25 protein-coding genes are annotated in these 23,575 nt (G+C 41.6%); 12 read left to right on the forward strand and 13 right to left on the reverse strand.

Annotated features, from left to right (window positions below; genetic code table 11):
• Positions 1-46: 46 nt before the first annotated feature.
• Positions 47-178, reverse strand: a complete 132-nt coding sequence (locus tag AU255_RS20980) for a hypothetical protein (protein ID WP_269844749.1) — start codon at positions 176-178, stop codon at positions 47-49.
• Positions 179-443: 265 nt separating this feature from the next.
• On the opposite strand from AU255_RS20980, the gene AU255_RS00135 reads away from it, so the two are divergent.
• Complete coding sequence (locus tag AU255_RS00135; protein ID WP_080520985.1) at positions 444-2,006, forward strand: sigma 54-interacting transcriptional regulator; 1,563 nt, start codon at positions 444-446, stop codon at positions 2,004-2,006.
• 82 nt (positions 2,007-2,088) lie between these two features.
• Here the strand turns inward: AU255_RS00135 and AU255_RS00140 are convergent, their stop codons facing one another.
• The gene (locus AU255_RS00140) at positions 2,089-2,580 is read right to left on the reverse strand and encodes a hypothetical protein (RefSeq protein WP_080520986.1); all 492 of its coding nucleotides are present in this window, start codon (positions 2,578-2,580) and stop codon (positions 2,089-2,091) included.
• Positions 2,581-3,180: a CPBP family intramembrane glutamic endopeptidase gene (locus tag AU255_RS00145; protein ID WP_080523235.1), complete on the reverse strand. Its 600-nt coding sequence runs from the start codon at positions 3,178-3,180 to the stop codon at positions 2,581-2,583. It lies immediately after the preceding gene.
• Positions 3,181-3,230: 50 nt separating this feature from the next.
• Here AU255_RS00145 and AU255_RS00150 point away from each other — a divergent pair, with 50 nt between their 5' ends.
• The gene (locus tag AU255_RS00150; protein ID WP_080520987.1) at positions 3,231-3,488 is read left to right on the forward strand and encodes a YcgL domain-containing protein; all 258 of its coding nucleotides are present in this window, start codon (positions 3,231-3,233) and stop codon (positions 3,486-3,488) included.
• 63 nt (positions 3,489-3,551) lie between these two features.
• Here the strand turns inward: AU255_RS00150 and dcd are convergent, their stop codons facing one another.
• From dcd to mobA, 3 genes are all read right to left on the reverse strand, one after another.
• A complete protein-coding gene (dcd, locus tag AU255_RS00155; protein ID WP_080520988.1) occupies positions 3,552-4,118 on the reverse strand; it encodes a dCTP deaminase in 567 nt (188 codons plus the stop codon).
• A 187-nt stretch (positions 4,119-4,305) separates the two neighbouring features.
• Positions 4,306-5,112, reverse strand: coding sequence for a formate dehydrogenase accessory sulfurtransferase FdhD (locus tag AU255_RS00160; RefSeq protein ID WP_080520989.1), 807 nt, complete (start codon positions 5,110-5,112; stop codon positions 4,306-4,308).
• Positions 5,109-5,702 carry a molybdenum cofactor guanylyltransferase MobA gene (gene mobA / locus AU255_RS00165; RefSeq protein WP_080520990.1) on the reverse strand — a complete coding sequence of 198 codons (594 nt, stop codon included), beginning with the start codon at positions 5,700-5,702 and terminating at the stop codon, positions 5,109-5,111. Before mobA ends, AU255_RS00160 begins: the two co-directional genes overlap by 4 nt.
• Positions 5,703-5,752: 50 nt before the next feature.
• Here mobA and AU255_RS00170 point away from each other — a divergent pair, with 50 nt between their 5' ends.
• Complete coding sequence (locus tag AU255_RS00170; RefSeq protein WP_080520991.1) at positions 5,753-7,006, forward strand: DEAD/DEAH box helicase; 1,254 nt, start codon at positions 5,753-5,755, stop codon at positions 7,004-7,006.
• A gap of 375 nt (positions 7,007-7,381) precedes the next feature.
• Positions 7,382-7,765 carry a hypothetical protein gene (locus AU255_RS00175; protein WP_080520992.1) on the forward strand — a complete coding sequence of 128 codons (384 nt, stop codon included), beginning with the start codon at positions 7,382-7,384 and terminating at the stop codon, positions 7,763-7,765.
• A 633-nt stretch (positions 7,766-8,398) separates the two neighbouring features.
• Here AU255_RS00175 and AU255_RS00180 read toward each other — a convergent pair.
• The 3 genes from AU255_RS00180 to AU255_RS00190 are packed head-to-tail and all read right to left on the reverse strand — an operon-like array spanning position 8,399 to position 12,367.
• Entirely contained in the window at positions 8,399-9,076 is a 678-nt protein-coding gene (locus AU255_RS00180; protein ID WP_080520993.1) for a lysophospholipid acyltransferase family protein, read from the reverse strand.
• 5 nt (positions 9,077-9,081) lie between these two features.
• Positions 9,082-11,049 carry a non-ribosomal peptide synthetase gene (locus AU255_RS00185; protein WP_158083013.1) on the reverse strand — a complete coding sequence of 656 codons (1,968 nt, stop codon included), beginning with the start codon at positions 11,047-11,049 and terminating at the stop codon, positions 9,082-9,084.
• A 7-nt stretch (positions 11,050-11,056) separates the two neighbouring features.
• On the reverse strand, positions 11,057-12,367 hold the full coding sequence (locus tag AU255_RS00190; protein ID WP_080520995.1) for a cytochrome P450: 1,311 nt from the start codon (positions 12,365-12,367) through the stop codon (positions 11,057-11,059).
• A 128-nt stretch (positions 12,368-12,495) separates the two neighbouring features.
• Between AU255_RS00190 and AU255_RS00195 the strand changes: the two genes are divergently transcribed.
• The 3 genes from AU255_RS00195 (at position 12,496) to AU255_RS00205 (ending at position 14,376) form a co-directional block, all read left to right on the forward strand.
• Entirely contained in the window at positions 12,496-12,969 is a 474-nt protein-coding gene (locus AU255_RS00195; RefSeq protein ID WP_080520996.1) for a DUF302 domain-containing protein, read from the forward strand.
• A 62-nt stretch (positions 12,970-13,031) separates the two neighbouring features.
• A complete protein-coding gene (gene lgt, locus AU255_RS00200) occupies positions 13,032-13,808 on the forward strand; it encodes a prolipoprotein diacylglyceryl transferase (protein ID WP_080520997.1) in 777 nt (258 codons plus the stop codon).
• A gap of 4 nt (positions 13,809-13,812) precedes the next feature.
• Complete coding sequence (locus AU255_RS00205) at positions 13,813-14,376, forward strand: Sua5/YciO/YrdC/YwlC family protein (protein WP_080520998.1); 564 nt, start codon at positions 13,813-13,815, stop codon at positions 14,374-14,376.
• 114 nt (positions 14,377-14,490) lie between these two features.
• On the opposite strand, the gene AU255_RS00210 is transcribed toward AU255_RS00205, so the two are convergent.
• Positions 14,491-15,201, reverse strand: a complete 711-nt coding sequence (locus tag AU255_RS00210; RefSeq protein WP_080520999.1) for a Crp/Fnr family transcriptional regulator — start codon at positions 15,199-15,201, stop codon at positions 14,491-14,493.
• A 274-nt stretch (positions 15,202-15,475) separates the two neighbouring features.
• On the opposite strand from AU255_RS00210, the gene AU255_RS20985 reads away from it, so the two are divergent.
• From AU255_RS20985 to AU255_RS00230, 5 genes are all read left to right on the forward strand, one after another.
• Positions 15,476-15,607 carry a hypothetical protein gene (locus AU255_RS20985; RefSeq protein ID WP_269844750.1) on the forward strand — a complete coding sequence of 44 codons (132 nt, stop codon included), beginning with the start codon at positions 15,476-15,478 and terminating at the stop codon, positions 15,605-15,607.
• A 519-nt stretch (positions 15,608-16,126) separates the two neighbouring features.
• Positions 16,127-16,621: a 5-(carboxyamino)imidazole ribonucleotide mutase gene (purE, locus tag AU255_RS00215; protein ID WP_080521000.1), complete on the forward strand. Its 495-nt coding sequence runs from the start codon at positions 16,127-16,129 to the stop codon at positions 16,619-16,621.
• Positions 16,621-17,715, forward strand: a complete 1,095-nt coding sequence (locus tag AU255_RS00220; RefSeq protein ID WP_080521001.1) for a 5-(carboxyamino)imidazole ribonucleotide synthase — start codon at positions 16,621-16,623, stop codon at positions 17,713-17,715. Before purE ends, AU255_RS00220 begins: the two co-directional genes overlap by 1 nt.
• Before the next feature lie 44 nt (positions 17,716-17,759).
• Positions 17,760-18,242 (forward strand): FKBP-type peptidyl-prolyl cis-trans isomerase, encoded by a 483-nt coding sequence (locus tag AU255_RS00225; protein ID WP_080521002.1) that lies wholly within the window; start codon positions 17,760-17,762, stop codon positions 18,240-18,242.
• A gap of 302 nt (positions 18,243-18,544) precedes the next feature.
• Positions 18,545-19,015, forward strand: a complete 471-nt coding sequence (locus AU255_RS00230) for an NUDIX domain-containing protein (RefSeq protein ID WP_080521003.1) — start codon at positions 18,545-18,547, stop codon at positions 19,013-19,015.
• Positions 19,016-19,081: 66 nt separating this feature from the next.
• Here the strand turns inward: AU255_RS00230 and ubiD are convergent, their stop codons facing one another.
• The 3 genes from ubiD to AU255_RS00245 form a co-directional block, all read right to left on the reverse strand.
• Positions 19,082-20,548, reverse strand: coding sequence for a 4-hydroxy-3-polyprenylbenzoate decarboxylase (ubiD, locus tag AU255_RS00235; protein WP_080521004.1), 1,467 nt, complete (start codon positions 20,546-20,548; stop codon positions 19,082-19,084).
• Positions 20,545-22,581, reverse strand: a complete 2,037-nt coding sequence (gene prlC, locus AU255_RS00240; RefSeq protein ID WP_080521005.1) for an oligopeptidase A — start codon at positions 22,579-22,581, stop codon at positions 20,545-20,547. The genes ubiD and prlC overlap by 4 nt, the downstream gene beginning before the upstream one ends.
• A gap of 233 nt (positions 22,582-22,814) precedes the next feature.
• Positions 22,815-23,015, reverse strand: a complete 201-nt coding sequence (locus AU255_RS00245) for a hypothetical protein (RefSeq protein WP_080521006.1) — start codon at positions 23,013-23,015, stop codon at positions 22,815-22,817.
• Positions 23,016-23,575: the final 560 nt, after the last annotated feature.

Genomic DNA, 23,575 nt, shown 5'->3' on the forward strand with positions numbered 1-23,575 from the left:
ACCAGATCGAAAAACACGCTGTGGGAATGTTGAACTGGGTAGTTTGTTACTGATTACCCACATTGTCATTAGCCCGTTCAATACTTCGGTTTTTGATATTATCAACAACTTCAATATCCTTGTCTGATGGGTAAAAGTGTAAATAGTCACATTGTGGAGCAAAGACATTAATGTGCATCCTGCTACCATCACCATTTCTAGTATATGATCAGGATCTTCAGGCAGATTGTCTTTCAAATCGGTTCACGATCACGATTACCTGCCCAGTCGACATATTCACTTGGCGAATGCGGGTCTGAAAAAGGTTTCTAGGTTTATCAGCAGGCACAAGCATATTCTATACCACCCTCATTTTACTTATAATACCAAGCCTTATAATTTTCCACTTGCTCAAATTGTGAAGTTATGATTCAATCATAGAAAATTAACTTCATGGATTACTAATGGCTGATAGCACGCTTTCTGATTTAACGCCCATTGCTTTCCTGCAAACTTTTATCATCGAACTGATGCACGCTAGTGAACAATTAGGGCAGGAACAACCGCAGCAGTTAATTGAACATATCGCCCTGACAGCAGGCCGTTTTTTTGAAGAAGTTTATCGAAACGAGTGCGGTAACGAAAAGGAAAAGCTACATATAGAAAGCTATATTGAATTAATTTTGGGGCTTAAAAATAATATTGGTGGCAATTTCTCACTATCATCTAGCAATCAAGATAGTATCGCGGTTTATAACACTAGATGCCCTTTTGGTGAAAAAGTAGCCAACTTTCCCGAATTATGCAGAATGACTTCCAGTGTATTTGGCGGTATAGCTGCACGCAATTTTGGCTATGCCAAAGTTGAGATTACTAAAAGCATCGCTCAGAATGATGGCTGCTGTGAAGTTAATATTCATCTCAATCCTGAGATCGCAAAAAACAAAAAGGGAACTGAGTATCGGGATAACAGCAATGACACTGAACACGAGCAGAGCTATACAGCACTGCAGACGCTGATTGAAGAAAATATGCTGAAAATCTGGCGCAAACAAAGCTCTCAACACATTAAAAAGCATCAGCCACCACTTATTATTGCTAATTCAAAAGGAATGCAAAAGGTTTTAAAATCAATAGAAGTGATTGCTCCCACATCTGCAACTATATTGATCGAAGGGCATACAGGCGTGGGTAAAGAACTGGTCTCACGCGCCATACATGCTATGAGCGTTCGCAGCCATAAAGTTTTTGTACCTATCAATTGCGGAGCAATCGCTGAAAGTTTACTGGAAAGTGCCTTGTTTGGACATGAAAAAGGCGCTTTCACCGGTGCGGTAGAAGTTCATCAAGGTGTTTTTGAAAGAGCGGAAGGTGGCACGCTGTTTCTGGATGAAATCGATTCATTATCACCCGCTGCACAGACACGCTTACTAAGGGTAATTCAGGAAGGTGAGCTGGAAAGAGTCGGAGGAAAACAAGCAATACAGGTCGATGTACGCCTGATTTCAGCGACCAATGTAAATTTACAGGATAAAGTGGAGCTAGGGGAGTTCCGTAAGGATTTGTACTTTCGGATCAATGTCGTTAAATTAGAAATACCGCCACTGATTGAAAGACAAGAAGATTTCCCTGCTTTGGTTGATCTAATTTTACAACGCATGAATAAGAAGCATAATAAGTCTGTGACATCAATTAGTATTGCCGTCATGCAGAAAATTCAGGCATATCACTGGCCAGGAAATGTACGTGAGCTGGAGAATGCGCTGGAACGCAGTTTATTATTTACGACAGGAACTGTACTAACAGAATTAAAGCTGGATATCAATGAGTCCAGCAGTAAATTGATTGACTGGAAACAACTCAAAGAACAAGCAATTACAAAGGTGGAACGGACATTTTTACAAGTTTCTTTACAACAATTTCAGGGCGATATTAAACAAATTGCAGCCAGTATGGAGATATCGACCCGTGCTGTCTACAACAAGCTCAAGAAATATAAACTTAACCCGGACGATTACAGAAAATAAAGTATGTTTCTGGTATTGATTTAATTTTTAGACCTGTATTTTTACAGTGTAGAAATTAGTTTTTTTGAATCTGTTATTTATTTTAATCCGGACTACCGCTACCACCTGATAATGAGGCATGACTGATACGCTCAACAATAGTCTGATATTCTTCGACTTTTGGCTTATATATATACATCGCCAAGGCAGATAAAATAGTAAATATGTATAGCGTATTATAACCATCACCTAGTACGTACATTGCAAAACCGTACATTGCGATACTTTCTGCAATTGCCATGGAAATTATAATCGTCACTGAATAGCGAGATTTGGGGGTGCTGTTTCCTTTTGCCGTTTGATTTAAGCGCACTAAAACATGGCGTATAAATTTCATTACCGGGAATGTCATAATTGCAACGACATAAAGTACCGTTCTAATAAAAATTCGTGATTGCTCATCCATGCCTATTTGTATTTTATCGCCATATATATGACAAATAGCGACTAGCGCAATTAGGCTCATCAAAGCGACCGCCCGAATAACACCTGCCGCTAAAAGGTCGGCTTGTAATTGTTGTTCTGATATAGCCATTTAGTTACCTTTTTGTTGCTCCAGTCGATAGCTATACAAAATAAGCACAAATGCAAAGAAATCATATAAGCTATGAATAATAATAGGTGTCAGCAGGTTTCTTGTATTGTCATAATCCAGATATAAACCCAGATAAATACTCACTGCTGTTGCCATAATAAAATATAAGGCTGTCACCGCATGAACCAGGCCAAAGATGACGCTGCTGACCAGTAAACCAGCCATTAATCCCCATGAGTTTTCCATCCAGGGCTGGATCACGCCGCGAAACAAAATTTCTTCTGAAATGCCGGCGACAGCCGCTAAAACAAATAAATCAGCCCAATGGCGCTTGTGTAGACTGGGGCCCAGTGTTGAATGTAAAACCTGCTTGATTTTTTGTAAGGATTCCAGCTGCAGCTGATTTAATGCGATAAAAATCAAACATAATGGCAACGTGCCCATAATGCCATTAATAACGGCCTGTTCATTAAATACAATAAACTCAAACGGATTAATATCTACCAGCCAGCCAATTGCGATTGCAACCAGGACCAAAGAACTTTCAAAATAACACGCCGTTTTAAAAAAATTATCAGGATCTATTGTGGGTTCATTCATAGTAAATTGATGCGATAATAGCATTTTTTATTCGTTAAGGAGCTAATACTGTGCAATGTTTTATTTACAAAAGTAGCAAAAAAGATGAGTTGTATTTGTATATAGCTAAGCAGGATGATTTTTCAAATGTTCCGGAGGCCATACTTAAAAGTATTGGGCCTCCTGTATTTGTCATGGAACTGGATATCACGCCCGAGCGCTTACTTGCGCGTGAAAAAGCAGCGGATGTCATCAAGGGCATTGAGGAACATGGATTTTTTATTCAAATGCCCCCGTCAATTTACCCCGCTCCCAAAAAATTACAATAAAGGTATAGCAGACCTCGTCCATGCGAGGTCGTGCATTCTATAAAAATGCCGAGCATGGACTGCTTATGCTCTTGGTAATGTTACACCTTGTTGTCCCTGATATTTCCCCCCTCTGTCTTTGTAAGAGGTTTCACAGACTTCATCTCCGCCAAAAAACAACATTTGCGCAACCCCTTCATTCGCATATATTTTTGCAGGGAGCGGTGTCGTATTGGAAAATTCCAGCGTCACATGACCTTCCCATTCAGGCTCTAATGGCGTGACATTCACAATAATCCCGCAACGCGCATATGTCGATTTACCTAAACAAATGGTTAACACATCACGCGGAATACGAAAAAACTCGATCGTTCTCGCCAGGGCAAATGAATTGGGCGGAATAATACAGACATCAGACTTTACATCGACAAAGCTGCCATCACTAAAATTTTTGGGATCGACAATCGCAGAATTGATATTGGTAAATATTTTAAATTCATCTGAACAGCGCACATCGTATCCATAGCTTGATGTACCATAAGAGATAACTTTACCTTGAGGTGAATTTCTAACCTGCCCCGGTTCAAAAGGCTCAATCATACCTTGTTCCAGTGCTTTGCGACGAATCCATGTATCTGATTTTATGCTCATATTGACCTTGCATGTTGTGTAATATTATTCAATTGGTTGCGTAATTTTATCCTAATCTCAGAGCTGACACAGGAAAATATATTCTCTATACTCGCGTTAAATGCAGCTTTAATCAGCGGAATAATAGACATTGTTTTTTCTAGCTCTTTTTTATGTTGTGTGGGGACTTGTGCCTATAAAAACAGTATCACTGATCAAACTCGATATTCTGTGCACCATTCAATACCATAAAGTGCTTACCCTTTGATCGTGAAATCAAGGTGACACCGGATAACTGAGCCATTTCCAGACCCATTTGTGTCGCTCCTGAACGTGAAAGTAAAACCGGAATACCCATTTGCGAAACTTTAATGACCATTTCCGAGGTTAATCGCCCTGTAGTATAAAAAATTTTATTATCGCCTGATACGCCATTCAGCCACATATGCCCTGCAATGGCATCTACTGCATTATGCCGGCCTACATCTTCGACAAATATTTCCAGCTGATCTGCTGTATATAAAGCACAACCATGAACGGCACCCGCCATTTTATACACTTCATTATGCAATCTGACCGAGTCTAACAACGCATATAAGGTCGATTGGCGTACATGATTTTCAGGCACACGAATTTTCTGCAACTTTTCCATTAAGCGTCCAAACACGGTTCCCTGCCCACATCCTGTGGTTACCGTGCGCCGCTCCATCTGCTTAGAAAAATCACTTTGCTTCCCTACTGTCACAACAGCAACTGATTCGGTTTCCCAGTCTACCTGTACAGCCTTTATCTCATTTATTTGCTCAAAAAAACCCTGATTTTTTAAATAGCCCAGGGTTAATAATTCAGGATGAGAGCCGATGGTCATTAAAGTAACAATTTCCTGCTTATCCACATAAATAGTCATCGCTCGTTCACCCACTAGATTGATACTCCTTTCAGCACCGGTCTCATCAATACCAATGACGACTTTGGCAACGCTTAAACCCGCATCAGTCATTTCTGGTCGCATCATCGTTCCTGAGTAGCTAAATCAGCCAATTGTTCCAGCGTATTAATATTAGAAAAAAACTCTGGGTTGGCGCTAAGGTCTACTTTTATCCAGTGGTGTTGCTCAAACCAGCGATCTATTTTACGTTCACCTTGTGCTAAATAATCTTGCAGACTTTTTTTAAGCGCGCTTTTAATCGCCATAAAAACCGGGTGTATACGTTCACCATCAAATGCCACGGCAATATCTGCCTGACAATGCTCACGCTCATTTAACAAAGCCTGCAAACCCTTCGCTGTTATAAAAGGAGAATCACAGGGTATCACCAGCAAAACATCATGACGACAGGCATTTAAAGCCGCATAAACGCCAGCCAAAGGCCCGGCAAAATCATCGTTCACATCAGAGATCACCGGATAATTAAGCTGCTGATATTGCTCAATATTACGGTTGGCATTAATAAATAATTCATCCACAACAGGGGTTATTGCCTGTATGGCATAAGTAATCATTGCTTTATTATTAAATGGGACCAAGCCTTTATCCTGTTTATGCATGCGCCTTGCTAAACCGCCTGCAAGAATGACGCCCGAAACACCTGATTGTTTATTCATATATTAATTCTGCTACCATGTGACTTACCGAAACACATAAAAACATTTATATGTCATTTAATCAATTAGATTTATCTGCTCCTCTGCTTAAAGCGATTGCCGAACAAGGATATGACAATCCGACTCCCGTTCAAGAACAAGCCATTCCAGTAATCTTACAGGGACGAGATATACTTGCTGGTGCACAAACGGGAACTGGTAAAACAGCCGGCTTTGCTTTGCCTATTCTGCAACTATTACATAAGCAACCACCTGCTAGCAAGCCACACCCTATCAGAGCTTTAATTCTCACGCCGACGCGCGAATTAGCCATGCAGGTTTATGAAAGTTTCAGAACCTATGGCAAACATTTGCCTTTATTTTCTGAAGTGGTTTTTGGTGGCGTCAGTACCCATGTGCAAATCCAGCGCCTGCAAAAAGGTACCGATATTCTGGTCGCCACTCCAGGACGCTTGCTGGATTTATTGTATCAAAAACAAGTAGATTTATCGCAAGTGCAATTCTTTGTGCTGGATGAAGCAGATCGTATGCTGGATATGGGTTTTATTAAAGATATCCGCAAGCTTATAGAAGTATTACCCGGACAACGACAAAACCTGCTGTTTTCAGCGACTTACTCTAAAGAAATTAAAATCCTGGCCGATCAATTATTAATTGATCCTGTTGAGGTCGCAGTCGCCAGAGAAAATATTGCCGCCAATACCGTCACTCAACTTGTTTATGGCATCAAAAAGGAATCTAAACGTGAGTTACTTTCATGGATAATCGGGCATCATAACTGGCAACAAGTATTGATATTTGTCAGAACCAAACATGGAGCTGATCGCCTATGCAAGCAATTAATCAAAGATGGTATCCGCTGCGCAGCTTTACATGGCGACAAAAGCCAGGGCGCGAGAACGCGAGCACTTGCAGATTTTAAAGCGAATAAAGTTACCGCGCTTATCGCTACCGATATCGCAGCGCGTGGCCTGGATATTGAGTTATTACCGCATGTGGTTAATTTTGACCTGCCTGCAATGGCTGAAGACTATGTACATCGTATTGGACGCACCGGTAGAGCAGGTTCAGATGGAGCATCTATTTCCCTGGTGGCTGCCGAAGAAGCCTATTTATTATTTGCAATCGAAAAACTATTAGGCAAACAAATTCCGAGAGTTGCTGACACAGGCTATGAGCCGGTATTGTTGAGTGATACCAATCAACCTAAAGCCCAAGCTCGCCAGCCCAGGAGTAACAATAACAGTCAGCAAAAATTTAAAAGAAAAATAGCGTCTGGAAATCGTGGCGCTAAAAACAAGTAACGAACAAAAAAATGGCAATAAGAACTTTAGGGAAACGAATACCAACGCTGCTAAAAATAATGCTTGAAAAAGAATCAGATTAACGAAAAAGCCAAATCAACCAAATGTAATTGAGCAAAGGCGTAAAGCCTATTCATAGCGCCCAAATTAACCTGAAAAAAAACTATCTGTTTGATTTATCAAGTATTGGAATAAGCGTTAGTTGCAATAAACACAACCGCTCAGACTTTCTTCCAGTCAAGGTCTCTTCAATTCAATTGATTAATTATAATTATCATCATGCAATACACATACAAGTTGTGCTAAAATTAACTTTGGCATGAAGCTATTTAGATGGTAACGTGTTATTTAAAATAACAACAATGAGGTTTACATATGAAATTATTAAAAAGTGCTATTATTGCGTTTTCACTAACGCTTTCTTTAGGTTCTTTTTCAACAACTGCTGTTGCTTGTGAAGATGGAAGAACTTGTTTTGGCCCTACTGAAGCTATTGATATTGTTTTAGGTCATATTGCTATGGCAATGAAAGCAGTTGAGAACGGAGAAAATGGCCCTACAGTTAATACTCATGTTAAAGCAGCACTGGCCGCAAGCAAAGAAATCAATGCCAGTGATAAAATTGATATAGCGCGCGTTCGTGCTAATGCACATCTTAAAAAAGCCAGATCAGCATTCAAAAAATCTGATATGCAAACTGGTGAAGATCATTTAGGTAAGGCAGAAAAAGCATTTACAGAGCTTAAAACACTATTTTAATCTGTTGCTTTCTTGATAAAAGTCCGAGCTGGGGTTAATGGCATTGCGTCCGTAACCCCTCTCGCACCATCAATAATAACAGTAATATCCGTTTTCACGAACCTTAGAAATACATCCTCCCCCACTTTAGCTTTTCCCTTCTAATTACCCTCAGCAATACTTTTTTACTTTCCTGATTCCTGCATGTTTTTACTTGTCTCATGCAATCATAAAAAAATCTGTCCACGCCAGCCTGATTAGACTTCGAGAATGCGCTTTTTTTCATTAGACCAGAATACTGTATCCCCCGGATAATAATGAGTATTATTTAAAACTCCGACAAACTTGATTGTTTGTGATCTGCAAAATGACGTTGAAACATCAAGCCCGGCTCATTAAACCTAGAAACCGCAGCTGACCGCTACAAAACACTGTATGCGACAGAATATAAAATATAATGCTTGTCACCAGCTGGATTACTATACTCCGCTTCACAGTATTGTGGATAAATCTGCGTACGAGATACCGCGTGACTGCTCTTGCCAAGGGCTACGGCAATTGCCTGCGAACCGTGCTTTATCTTGCACACTCAGATTTCCCACAAAATCCATACTCAACTGCGGTTTCTAGGTTTAAGCAATCTCGTCTAAGCAATCAATCAAACTGCTGTTCGGCCTGTAGGCTGAGTTGATTAAGCTGATCAGTAAGTTGTTGCTGCAACTCACTAATCTGCTCAGTCGACATGCGTTTTTCCACCTCAAGCGGCTTGCCAATAACTGTATGTATCGTGCTGAAAGGCAATGGAAGAAAAAAATTATCCCAACTATTCAAATGTATCTTGTGATTACAGGCATTCGCAATGGGGATTATAGGTGCACCACTGAGTTGAGCCAGAGTAATTACGCCAATTTTTGCTTCGCGAGCCGGCCCCAAAGGGCCATCCACTGCAGCGCCTACGCTGCATTTTTCTTTGCTAATGGTTAAATAAACATCACGCATAGCCACAGCTCCGGTACGATGCGCTGAACCACGCAAGACACCGACACCCAGTTTTTTTAAAACGGCATTACCTATATCTCCGTCTTTTGACGGACTGACTAGTACGCTGGCTTTAACGCCTTGCTGACATAAACCCCACAAAAAGTCGATGGCAAAAGTCATTTGCTGATGCCAGTAACAAGGCAACATCGGCTGCTGTGCATCTATGTACGCTTGCAACTGTTCCGCGCCTGTTATATGTACAGTACAGGTTTTATGCAATACCTTGACATACATACCTATTACAGTAGGTGCGAGTTTTTGCATCAATAATGTATTTAAAAATAATTTCAAAACAACTACTCCCTATCTACAGATTGTTGCTCCAGAAAACTGGCTAAAGCGCTGATACTGGGGTAATCAAACAAATCGGTTAAGTCTATCTGGTCAGGAAAAAGCTGATCCAGACGTTCATGAATTTGCGTTAAAGACAATGAACTAATACCTATTTCAAATAAATCATCGGTAGGCACAATCTGGCGTTCAGGCATCACTTCCTTACATATCTGCATGAGTTGCTGCTCTATAGACCCGGCTTCACTTTGCTGCAAATCAGCTTGTGGCATGGATAACTGATGCAGTTGCTCTAACGTCGCGACGAATTCACCAGCAATAAATTGATTGGATAAATTAAAACGCTGCACCTTGCCACTGGTCGTTTTAGGAAACGCAGACACCGGGATCACTTCTGCCACCTCTATACCTGCATCTTTTGCCAAAACAGCACGAATCGCATTAGCGAGAGGGATAAAATCATCCAGTTCGCCTTTGTAAGTGACAAACATGGCTAATGCTTCACCATTATCACCGGGTATGGTGCATGCTGCAGCTTTTTGCTCTCCCATTTCAGACAATGTTTCGCATAATTGCTCTAAATCATGCGCATGGTAGTTTTGACCATTGACTATAATCAGGTCTTTCAAGCGCCCGGTTAACACCAACTGGTCCTGGTAAATAAAACCTATATCCCCAGTATCCAGCCAACCCTCCGCATTAATGGTTGCCGCAGTCAGTTCGGCATCGTCATAATAGCCCTGAGTGACATTATCTCCGCGAATTAACACATACCCTAGCGTGAGTTCAGCTAACTCTTGTCCTGCATCATTCGCAACAATCAGCCCGGTATCGCTCACTGCACTACCTAATAAGACCATTTCCAGGCTATCCTCTTGCTGTTCTGAACTGAGAATAATATGATCGCCCAGTTGTAAATGCTGGCGGTTAATAAAGATCGATTGCACTGCTGCAGCTGGCTCAGTGAAAGCGGCGGCTAATGAAGCTTCTGCCAGTCCATAAACAGGAAAAATCACGTTTTCTTTAAAGCCAAAAGGTTTTAATGTTGCATTGAACTCACGACACAGCGCAGCAGAAATTTGCTCTGCTCCATTAAAAATCAAGCGTAAAGCTGACAAATCTAGATGTGACTGCTTTTCTGGTTTGAAATATTTCAAGACGTGCTGATAACCAAAATTAGGCGATGCCGAGACTGTGGCCTTTTTTTCGCTGATTTTATCCAGCCATAAATTTGGCCGACGCACGAACAATTCCGATGACATTAAATAAACATCGGTATTTAAGACCAAGGGCGATAAATGAAAGCCAATAATCCCCATATCATGGGTTAAAGGCATCCAGCTTAAGCTAACATCATCTTCTGTGGCTTTACTGCCAATCAGGATTGAACGAATATTGCTCATTAAATTGTGATGCGTCAAAACTACGCCTTTAGGTTCTCCGGTAGAGCCTGAAGAAAACTGGATAAAGGCAGTATCTTGGGGCTTAATCTCGGCTGGATTCGCCTTATTTTGATCAGGCATTCGTTGTTCGGCCAGTAAAGACTGTGCTTGTAAATGTGGTTTTAACGCACCTTGTTGCCACTCATCGGCATACTTGAGTAATTGCTGCAATGCGTCTGCCGAAGTCCAGATAAAAGGCTTATTTAATTTTTGAAAAACAGACAAGACCCGTTTATGCGCTGTATTCTGGCTTGATGCATTTAGAGGTACAACAATAATCCCGCCCAATATTGCAGCCCAGAATACATCCACAAACTGTTCATTGTTTTCTGCCAGCAAGATTAATTCATCCCCTTGCTTTACACCCGCTTGCTGTAATTGATATAACAAATGCAAGGCTCGGTCATACAACTCTGCATAACTTATCGTCAGTTCATCGTTTTTAGCTTTTATATAGGTAATACTTTTATTACCCTTGGCAGTATTTTGTAGTGCTTCAGTTAGTGTAGCGGGGAATGATGTTGCGCTCATGTTATATTTATCTATAAGTTGCATGAAAAAATATATCTTGCTTGGGCCTTAAATTAACTAAAGGCTCCAGTTCTATGGTTTGCCCTGGCACTAATTCAAAATGTACCTTTTGAATAACCCGACTAATATGCACGGCCATTTCCTGAATGGCCATGCTATCACCGATACAGCGTCTGGGCCCGATAGCAAAAGGTAAATAGGCACCGACATGCTGACTTTTTTTATTTTCCGGGCTAAAGCGTTGCGGATCAAACTTTTCCGGATCAGGCCAATAAGCAGGATTACGGTGCACCAGATAAGGGGGAATCAAAATATCCGTACCAGCCGGAATATCAATACCCTTAAAATGATCATCGGCTATCGCCCGTCTCGTGAGCACCCAAACCGGGGGATACAAGCGCATAGACTCATCCAGAACCTGTTGCGTGAGCGTGAGTTGCGTTATGTTCGCCATACTGGGCATGACATCAAGCGGCATGTACTGCTGACTTTCTGCCAGTACCTGTTGCTCGATCTCACTATGTTGCGCCAGCAAATACCAGGTCCAGTTTAAGACACTCGCGGTGGTTTCATGGCCAGCAATAATTAAGGTCAGGATTTCATCAATTTGCAATTTTTCTGGCATGGCATCGCCGCTACGTTTTTCCGTCGCATTCATTACCATGCTTAACAAATCAAAAGGCTGTCGATTTTCTGTTCGGCGACGCTGCATCATATCGCTCACCAGATGCGTCAATTGGCGAAAGCGTCTGGCAAAAAGCAAATCTCTGGCAGAATCATCAGTAACCATTAAAAAGGGGTTTTCACCTGTTTCGGCAATAATGCGCTCTAAATCTTCACTAAATAAGGCATGTAAAATAAAATCCAGTGCCGTCTGACTCATGGATTCGGTGATATTAATGGGCTTGCCAGACTCAATGTCATCCTGCCAACTGGCCAATAACTTGTCAGCACAACTGATCATTAAGGGCAGTTGGTGTGTCAGTAGTTTATTACTGAACAGCGGCTGCATCATTTTGCGCTGCCGCTTCCATAAATCACCTTCACTGACGATAATACCCCGACCTAATAAGACATTAATCTGTTTAATGCCCACGCCTTTGATATAGTTTTTGTAATTGGTGACCAGAATATGTTTTGCCATCTCTGGGTCGCACACGTTATAAACCCAGCCATTCTGATCAGGAAATTTAGCCTTAAACAGGTTACCGTTTGTTGCTACCAGATCGCTGAGTTTGGCCAAAACCTGCTCAAGTTGATGGTAATCAATAATGATATCCTCGCCAGGTGGCAAGCTTAATGCAGTAGAATCAGACATATCGAGTTTACAAAAGTTGCTTATGTTATGACAAATAATAATTCGTCAAATTTTACCACAGTCGCTATTTGCTATTTAAATAACATCCACTCCTTGGGTTTGTTTATTTACAAATGCTAAAATAAATCATGATACTTTTCAGTTCAAAAATATACTTTCATTTACTGCTATGCATCAGTGTACTGATGATCATCGGCTGCGCGCAAACACCGAAAGGTGAATTTGTACCTTTTTATCAGGCTGAAACAGACAAGCCTTATGCGGATGTACTGGCTGAATTAGAAATTGCTATTTCAGAGCAAAATTTCAGAATAACAGGGCACAGTCGTGTAGGCAAAGTAATTCGCGACCGTGGCACAAAAAACTTCCCTGATTATGATACTGTGCAGTTTTGCAATCTGACGCATGCAAAAACGCTTTTACTGATGTCACCTCACGCGATACGCTTTATGCCATGCAATATTGTTACCTATCAATATAATGGCAAAACCATAGTGCGCACCCATTTGATTCCTACAGATACCGATAATCCGAAACTCAATGTTTTTGCTGAACAAATGAACAAGATGCTCAAAGAGATTGTTGATTTTGCAGTGGAATAATTTACTTCTGGTCCCCACGCAGAGCATGGGAAGCAGAGATCTAACTCACACACTAACACGCTATGGACTATTTTATCTGGGATTTCGATCCTGTTTTAGCCAGTTTTAAACATATTCGCATTCATTGGTATGGCGCGATGTTTGCTCTGGCTTTACTGAGTAATTATGTATTTATGCACTGGGTTTATGCCCGGGAATTAGGTTCCACAGAAGATGTCGATCGCCTGCTATGGTATTGTGTTGGTGGTGCAGTCATTGGTGCGCGACTAGGACATATTTTATTTTATAACCCGGGTTATTATTTTACGCAACCACTCAAGATCTTTGCCATATGGGAAGGCGGCCTAGCCAGTCATGGTGGCGTTTTTGGGGTATTGATTGCCCTGTATATCTATCAACGTAAAGCGCCTTTTGATTACTGGTGGATTCTGGATAGGGCCGCTATAGCAGGATCTTTAAGTGGCTCTCTGGTGCGTATAGGCAATTTTTTTAATTCGGAAATTGTCGGCATAGCTACCGATATTCCCTGGGCTGTTATTTTTCAGCGCATAGACACTGTTCCGCGCCACCCGGTACAACTCTACGAGGCCATTAGCTATGCGGGGATTTTTGTATTTTTACTGTATTTATATAAGAAAAACAGGACTTTCGACTTACATGGCCAGTTATGCGCCTGGTTTATGATACTGATATTTAGTAGCCGTTTTATCCTGGAGTTTTACAAAGTCAGCCTGGTTAACTACGACAGTGATTTCTGGCTCAGTGCAGGGCAAATACTGAGTATTCCTTATATTATAATTGGCATGTTCATCCTATACCGCAGTAAAAAAGCCATTTAACGCCATGAACTATCACTCGCACTTCAAAATCCGCATGGCCTGCCATGCGTTAAAACAGGGAAAACTGCTGGCCTACCCGACCGAATCCGTTTATGGCATTGGTTGTGATCCGTTAAATGAAACTACGGTCATGCATTTATTGAGCATTAAACAACGCCCTCTGCATAAAGGACTCATTCTGATTGCATCAGACTTTGCGCAACTACAGCCATACATTAACCCCAGCCCTGAAATGTTACTGCGCATTATGCCTGGCTGGCCTGGCCCGATTACCTGGGTCATTCCCGCCCAAACCTGGGTACCCGATTATTTAACAGGCAAACATGATTCTCTAGCGGTAAGAGTGAGCGCGCATCCATTAGTCCGACAATTATGTGACTACTATGGTGGCGCCATTGTTTCCACCAGCGCAAACATCAGTCAACAAACACCTGCGCGCTCTACCTTAGCGGTACACAAAAAATTTAAAGCTAACAATATCCATATCCTGGCTGGAGCAACCGGCGGACATAAACAAGCCACCGCTATTTACAATGCGCTCAATGGACTTTGTTTGCGCGCTTCATAAGAAGGGCCGATCATTGCGCTGAATATGCTAAGTATATTTCATTCTACAGCAAGGTTTGCGATGAGAACCCCTACAGCAGATTATCTATTAACAATTGCATAATTCAGTTTCAACTTAGACAGTGTAAATACTGCGCAAACCTTGCAAATCTTTAATTTCTATCAATTTCCGCTGCACATTGAGAAAACCATCCTTCTGAAATTGCTTCAACGTTCTGCTGACAGTTTCAAAAGTCAAGCCAAGATGGTCACCGATCTCCTGCCGAGAGAGCATTATGTTGAACTGCACTGAGGAGTAACCCCGTTTTCTCAAACGATCTGACAAACTAATTAAAAATTTTGCTACCTTTTCTTCTGCCGAACTTTTACTGGCGATAATCTGCCCCTGAGATTCATAAATAGCTTCACTAGAATGCTTCAGAAGTTCCCGCGCAAGACCAGGAACCCTGGCACACAAAGCCTCAAACTTATCCATTGACAACACACAAAAGCTCAAGCTTTCAAGTGCTACTGCCGAACAGTTATACTTATTCTGAAATAAACTTTCAAAGCCAATCAATTCACCGGGTAAAAGTACGCTGAGAATATGCTCATTACCTTGGTCATCATTAGACACTAATTTTGCCGACCCAGATTTAATGGCCACGATCATATTAACTTCATCACCCTGCCGATATATATATTCACCTTTCTGCACTAGAATATTATTTTTGACCTCAATACTCAAATTCTCAACTTCTTGTTGAGATAAGCCACGAGGGAGACAAATTGCATCTAACGTACAGTTTGTGCAACTGACTTTAAAGTCTTTTACGATCTGGTCCATTGTTACTCCGGCACTAATATAATTTGATAATTAGTTCACTCTTTATTGATCTATATCAAAAAAGTAAAATTTCAAACGCTTTAACATATCCCCTGAAGCCAATCAAAGCACAACTCTTCGAATTAGAGAACTATCTATGAATTTCTGATAATAAAGAAAACTCCTGAGAATCTCGTTTAGGTTAAATTCAGTAGGTATTGCTCTTGTTGGCTTTTAATACAAAAGTTCAAATCACAAAAATGAACTTTAGATTTATAAATATGAGGATTAATTAATGAAATTATTTAAAAAAATTAGCGCTATGATACTTTTAATCACAACTATCTCAGTTTCATTAGTTGGCTGTGGAACAGGTGCTGACAGTGGGAGTATGGGCGCGACTTCATCTAAAGCTGCTACACGATAACAGTCTAATGCTAATAACCCTCATCTATACTGAGGGTTATTATGTTGATTAATGCCTAACATTGCCCTTTCTAACCCAAGCGTAAAAACAATTCACAGACGCGATTAATACTCGAAGTCATTATATGCGCATTCATCAATGACTGAAATACAATATTAATATTGCATTAAATTCCTTTTTTTAAAAATCTCACTTCTTATTTATAAATCTTGGCGTTTAACTTGAAGTAGTGACCAATAATCCTTTCTCAACTCCCTACATTCACCAAAAAAGCACCCGACTCACTCTTCGTAATATATTACAAGCAAACCCTAACCTTCATTTCCCTGGTTAATAAAACTATTCGGATACCTGTATCAACTAAATTTTTCTAAACCAGACAAGTTTCAGGAAACATTATTACGCATTTTTGTATTTTAAAATGCTATAAACTTAAGTATAATTGAATGTTTTTTGCTAACGAAGGAGTAGATTTATCGCTACAACGTCGGCCTAATTATTTGCGTAAAAAGGACACACATGACTGCACTAGTGGGTATTATCATGGGCTCAACATCTGATTGGGAAACCATGCGCTTTGCATCTGAAAAACTGGAACAGCTCGGCATTCCTTTTGAAGTTGAGGTGGTCTCCGCCCACCGAACACCTGATAAGCTGTTTGCATACGCTGAAGCGGCTGAGAACAAAGGACTGGAAGTTATTATTGCCGGCGCAGGCGGTGCTGCTCATTTACCCGGCATGACGGCAGCTAAAACCTTATTACCAGTATTAGGCGTACCGATACAATCCAAAGCACTGAATGGTATGGATTCTTTATTGTCCATTGTACAAATGCCTGCCGGAATTCCCGTCGGGACTCTGGCTATTGGCAAAGCGGGCGCAGTAAATGCCGCATTACTGGCTGCAGCCATTATTGCCAACAAACATACACAATATAAAGCACCGCTGAATGCTTTCCGCCAGCAACAAAGCGAGTCAGTACTCGCTAATTCAGACCCCAGGGAGCTAACTTAATGGTCATCGGTATTTTAGGTGCGGGACAATTAGCAAGAATGCTTGCATTGGCTGGCAAACCTTTAGGGCTTAAATTTATCTTTTTAGACCCGACACCAAACTCATGCGCGGCTGATTTAGGTAAGCACCTGCTTGGTGACTACACGAACAAAACACTGCTGACTCAACTCGCAGCAGAAGCGGATATCATCACTTATGAATTTGAAAATGTACCGGTAGAGATTATCGACTATCTTAACCAGAATACCCCTGTTTATCCGTCTGCAAAAGCTTTGTTGATCGGCCAGGACCGGATAACTGAAAAAACATTTTTACAGGATCTAGACATTGCAACCGCTCCTTATGCCCCCGTATCCAGCTTAGAGGAACTGCAACAAGCCATGTCTGACATTGGCTATCCAGCCATCCTCAAAACGCGCCGTTTAGGTTATGACGGTAAAGGACAAGTCGTGTTGCAAAGCACGCAAGATTTAGACAGTGCCTGGGAAGCCATGAAAAATGCACCTGCTGTTGTTGAAGGGTTTGTGCCTTTTGATAGAGAAGTATCGCTTATTGCCAGTCGAAGTGTCTCCGGGGAAGTTGTTTATTACCCTTTGTCTGAAAACACCCATCACAAAGGCATTTTACGTCTGGCTAAAAACACTCAAAACGATCCTCTCCAGGCGCAAGCTGAAGGGATCATTAACAGCATATTAACGGCACTTGATTATGTCGGCACTATTGCACTTGAGTTATTTGCAGTAGATGATAAATTAATTGCTAACGAATTTGCTCCAAGAGTCCATAACTCAGGACACTGGACCATTGAAGGCTCGGAAACCAGTCAGTTTGAAAACCATTTAAGGGCAATCATGGATATGCCCTTAGGGACAACAAACTCACTGGGTTATGCAGCCATGCAGAATTTCATTGGCCGCGTACCTGCCAGTAAAAAACTGCTTTCTTTATCTCAGGTGCACCTGCATTTATATGATAAAGCAGCTCGCAAAGGTCGCAAACTTGCTCATGCAACAGCAAGAACTGAGTCATTAGAGCATTTTACTGATTTAATTGAATCTCTCACTGCGCTTGCCAGACAAAGCGATGACTCATAAAGCAAAATAAAACTTCTTTTAAACCTTTATATAAATACATACTGATGAAAAATACAGAAAACCCTGTTGTTTCAATCCACTACACATTAACTAACAAAGCAGGCGAACAATTGGACAGCTCTATTGGCGCGGAGCCTTTAAGCTATTTACACGGCGCAGGTAATATTATTCCTGGTCTTGAAAAAGCATTGAGTGAGTCATCAGTGGGTGACAAATTAACTGTGACTATCGAAGCTGAAGATGCTTATGGCGAACGTATCGAAGAACAGATGCAAACAGTTTCCAGAGAAATGTTTGCCGGCATCGACACTATAGAAGAAGGAATGCAATTTCAGGCAGACTCAAGCAGTGGCCCTGCTATCGTGACTATTACCAAAGTAGAAGGTGACAATATCACTATTGATGGCAACCACCCATTAGCAGGTGAGCAATTAACCTTCGAGGTGGAAGTCATGGACATTCGCCCTGCGACTGAGACTGAAATCGAACACGGTCATATTCACGGCGCGGGTTGTAATCACGAATAGTACCTCCTATACTATTCAAACGTCTCGACTGCGACTGTAGGGCGTGGCTTCAGCCCGCAAATTCAACTAGAAATCCTGATAAACGCGGGCCAAAGCCACGCCCTACAGTCTATACTTCGCGCGGTGACGGTTGTGGATTTTATAACAAGTCGATTTTTGTTGAGAGCAAGGCGCTGAAACAGGCGCATAGCTAGCAACGCAACTGTTTCAGCAACGCAGCTATCGGCAAAAAGCGACCGCTAGAAAACTGCGATCGTAGCCATGCGAACATAATTTGCATCCAGCTCTATTAAGACAGGCAAATGGATATATTACAATCAGGCATACGCATTACAGTACGCGCAGTTATTGTACAAAATGAAGAAATTCTTCTCATCAAAAAGGATAGTCCAGGTCAAGGCGTACGTTATACTTTACCAGGGGGGGCATTAGAATCCGGTGAAACATTACATCAAGCTGTTATTCGAGAATGTCAGGAAGAGATAAACACCACAGTGAATGCTTTTGACGTACTGCATATAGCAGATTTTTTTATTCCCAAGCTTAAACCAGAGCCTTATACCCGTCATCAGCTAGAAGTACTCATTCAATGCGAGACGCCAGCTGGTTACCTGCCGAGTTCCGGCTCTGATCCCGACAAACACCAGGTTGGCGTAGAATGGCTGCCGCTCAATGAACTCGCGCAGCATAGCATGTCACCCAGATTCTTTACCGATCTGCTGATTAATTTACATAGCATGGAGCACAATATTTATGTAGGTTCGGTTACATAGTTGAGGCATGAAGCCCGCCTCAACTACGTCAAAAAGCCAGTTTATGATAATCCAGCATCTACTTTATTAGCTTATTCCCAGGCTTTCCCACATGTCATCCACTTTTTTCACTACCTCTGCTGACATGGTAATAGTGCGCCCCCATTCGCGCGTGGTTTCACCTGGCCATTTATTAGTCGCATCAAAACCTACCTTGGAGCCTAAGCCGGATACCGGTGATGCAAAATCCAGATAATCGATCGGGGTATTTTCCAGAATGGTTAAATCCCGCGCCGGATCCATACGTGTGGTAATGGCCCAGATGACTTCCTGCCAGTTATGCACATCGACATCCTCATCAACCACAATCACGAATTTAGTATACATAAACTGGCGTAAATAGGACCATGTTCCGAGCATTACGCGTTTGGCATGACCCGCATATTGCTTTTTCATACTGATCACCGCCATTCGATAGGAACACCCTTCTGGTGGCAAGTAAAAATCAGTAATTTCAGGAAATTGTTTTTGCAGAATCGGTACAAAGACTTCATTTAAAGCCACGCCTAGAACAGCCGGCTCATCAGGTGGTTTGCCTGTATACGTACTGTGATAAATCGGTGCCTGACGTTGTGTAATGCGCTCTATGGTAAATACCGGAAAACTACCTACTTCATTATAATAACCGGTATGATCACCAAACGGCCCTTCGGGTGCCATTTCATCGGGGTAAATAAAACCCTCTAAAACAATCTCGGCACTGGCAGGGACTTGCAAATCATTCGTCATTGATTTTGCCACTTCCGTTTTACTACCGCGTAATAAACCTGCAAAAGCATATTCTGATAAGCTATCTGGAACTGGCGTGACAGCGGCTAATATAGTGGCTGGATCAGCCCCCAATGCAACCGAGACAGGAAAGGGCTTGCCGGGGTGAGTTTCTTGCCACTCTTTAAAATCCAGAGCGCCGCCACGATGCGCTAACCAACGCATAATCACTTTATTTTTGGCAATCACCTGCAAGCGATAAATACCTAAATTCTGACGTTCTTTATAAGGCCCTTTGGTAATGACCAATGGCCAGGTAATTAAGGGACCGGCATCGTCCGGCCAGCAGGTTTGTATCGGATACACGCCTAAATCAATCTCATCGCCTATACGGATTAACTCCTGACACGGTGGGTTTTTTACCAGCTTAGGTGCCATATTCAGCACATTTTTAAATACCGGAATTTTATCCATCGCATCTTTCATGCCTTTGGGTGGCTCAGGCTCTTTTAATTGCGATAATAACTCACCGACACCACGCAAGGCAGTCACTGAGGTTTCACCCATACCCATTGCGACCCGGTCAGGAGTACCAAATAAATTGGCAAGCACTGGAATATTATAGCCTTTGGGATTTTCAAATAATAAGGCGGGCCCGCCTTGCTTTAAGGTGCGGTCACTAATTTCAGTCATTTCCAGCACCGGATCGACTTCCTGAGTAATTCGCTTCAGCTCACCTTTTTTTTCCAGCTGAGCAATAAAATCCCTTAGATCTTTATATTTCATGCCAGAATCCCATTATGTCGTAATAAAGCATCAATTTTCGGCTCACGCCCTCTGAACTTAACAAATAAGTCCATCGCATCCTCACTACCGCCGGTTTCCAGTATATGCGTCAAAAATGCTTCACCGGTCTTTTGATCGAATATACCGTTTTCTTCAAATAATGAGTAGGCATCACTGGACAATACTTCCGCCCATTTGTAGCTGTAATACCCAGCGGCATATCCACCCGCAAAAATATGCGAAAAACTATGTGCAAAACGATTAAAGTCAGGAGGCATCATCACCGATACTTGCTCTCGAATGGCATTGAGTTGTTCATAAATTTTCGCGCCATGTTCTGGCGAATAGTCCTGATGCATCTTAAAATCAAACAGGCTAAATTCGAGTTGGCGCACCATTATCATGCCTGCCTGAAAATTTTTCGCGGCCAGCATTTTATTATACAAAGCGTCTGGTAAGGCCTCGCCTGTTTGATAATGGCCTGAGATTAAAGCCAGACCCTCTTTTTCCCAGCACCAGTTTTCCATAAACTGGCTAGGCAACTCGACCGCATCCCATTCAACGCCATTAATACCTGATACTCCCAGATAATCCACTTTAGTCAGCATATGCTGTAAACCATGCCCAAATTCATGAAATAAAGTCAGCACTTCATCATGCGTTAACAGTGCGGGATCAGTCGCTGTGGGCGGGGTAAAATTACAGGTTAAATACGCCACAGGGACCTGAATGGTATCGCCTATTTTTTTGCGACCAACACAGTCATCCATCCATGCGCCACCGCGTTTTTTAGGTCGTGCATACAGGTCGATATAAAATTTTCCGCGCAATTCTCCTTGCTTATCTTTAATCTGAAAAAAACGCACGTCTTTATGCCAGCAATCAACCCCTTCAACTTCGGTAATATTCAAGCCATAGAGTTTTTCCACCACATCGAATAATCCCTGTAACACGCGCGATGCAGGAAAATATTGTTTTACAACTTCCTGCGATAAATCATAGGCAAATTGGCGCATTTTTTCTGAGTAATAGCCGGTATCCCAGGTATGCAGCCTTGTAATGCCATGCTGTTGTTGAGCAAATTCAGCTAATTCTGCCAGATCTTTATGCGCTTGAGGCAAGGATTTTTCGGCCAACTCTTCTAAAAAGTCAGTGACTTGCTGAGTTGATTCTGCCATTTTAGTTGCCAGTGACAGCTCGGCATAATTATTAAAGCCTAATAACTGCGCTTTTTCATGACGCAAGGCGATGGTTTTTTCCATAATATCGCTATTATCCCAATCGCTATTTTCTCCTAGTTCAGATGCGCGAGTGGAAAAGGCTTTATACATATCGGCACGCAACTGCCTGTCATCGGCATAAGTCATCACTGCGATATAGGACGGAAATTGCAAGGTCAATAACCAGCCTTTTTTACCTTCTTGCTCTGCTGCTTGTTTAGCCTGTTGCAAAGCCGACTCTGGCAAACCGGCAAGATCACTTTTCTTGCTGATTAATTTCTGCCAGGCACTGGTTGCATCCAGCAAGTTTTCTTCATAGTGACTGGAAAGTTGCGAGAGCTCCAGACTAATTTCCTTGTAGCGAGCCTGTTTTTCTTCATCCAGATCTATACCGGATAGACGAAAGCCGCGTAAAGCATTTTGAATAATTTTTTGCTGTGCGGGTTGTAACTGTGCATAAGCATCACTGTCTGCAATTGATTGATAAGCCTTAAACAGGCCCACATGCTGACCCATTTCAGTTGAATAGGCACTTAATTTTGGTAAGCAGGCATTATAGGCATCGCGCAGTGCATCATTATTCACCACTGAATTCATATGACTAACAGGTGACCAGGCCTTATTGATTTTGTCTTCTGCCTCATCTAAAGGCGTTATCAGGTTTTCCCATGTATAGGCATCATTCTCAGCTAAAAGCTGCTCGACCACAGCTCTTGCTTCCGTTAATAATTGCTCAATGGCTGGCTCAATATGCTCGGGTTTAATTTGTGAAAATAAAGGTAGTTCAGTGTTCTCAAGTAAGGGGTTAGTCATTTCTTTTATAGTGTTGTTTCAGTAGAATATTAAGAATTAGTTCAGGTTCAGGAAAATACAGCAATCGTGTCCTTAATCCGTTGATTTGCCTGACGTAATAAATTTAACGAAAAATCAGGGCGTAATTTCCCGTTTTTATGTTTTTCATAAGCGGGAATAGTATTTATAGAGTAAATGGTGTGCTTGCTGTGCAGCAAAATAAATGTGCAATTTAGCCAGAATAACAATATCAATCAAGTTCTATTACTCACCACTATCATAATGCCAGTCTTCCGAATGATGCGGAATGCTGAATAAAGAATCAGGTCTATATCATTCATCAAACCTGCCAGTAATGCTTCATCAGAATTAGTCGTACCGGCTTCTTCTGCCAAAAAAAACTTAGACAGGAAACAGCCGCCAAAAACCTTGCATAACCGCCATAATTTATTCATTATAACAAACAAATAGTTATTTTAGGCTGATGCAGGTCACCGAATTAACTGCTGTCGGTAAATCTACAAAACTCACTATAACCTGATTACTTTTTACTGCAGAACCTGATAAATAAAGAGGACTGTTGACAAGCCTAATCAATTTATCAGCAATTTATCAGCAATTGTTGAGCCTGTTTGAATAATATAGAACTTACGCAAAGACAGAAGATTGAAAATCTGAAATAAGCGTTACAATGAATCCTGCAATCATACTGTTAAACAAGTAGCTTTGTAGCCTGTAACAATTACTTATCATGTCCGATTGCAGATTTTTTTGGAACTGCACATATGCTAAAATTAAAACAAACATGTGATTCCTTACCCCCGTTTTCAGACCTCACTGTAAAGCCAGAACACTTTTCTAAAGGCTGATTTATAATATCATCAGCGGTGAATATGAGTAACGAAAACAAGCAACCAAAACCCCAGTACACACTTGAATTTAAACAAGATGCGGCAAAGTAGTCTTTAAAAAAATGGATACGAACGACAATAAGCTTGTGGAGATCATTGGGGCG

The sequence above is a fragment of the Methyloprofundus sedimenti genome (assembly GCF_002072955.1).
GTDB lineage: Bacteria > Pseudomonadota > Gammaproteobacteria > Methylococcales > Methylomonadaceae > Methyloprofundus > Methyloprofundus sedimenti.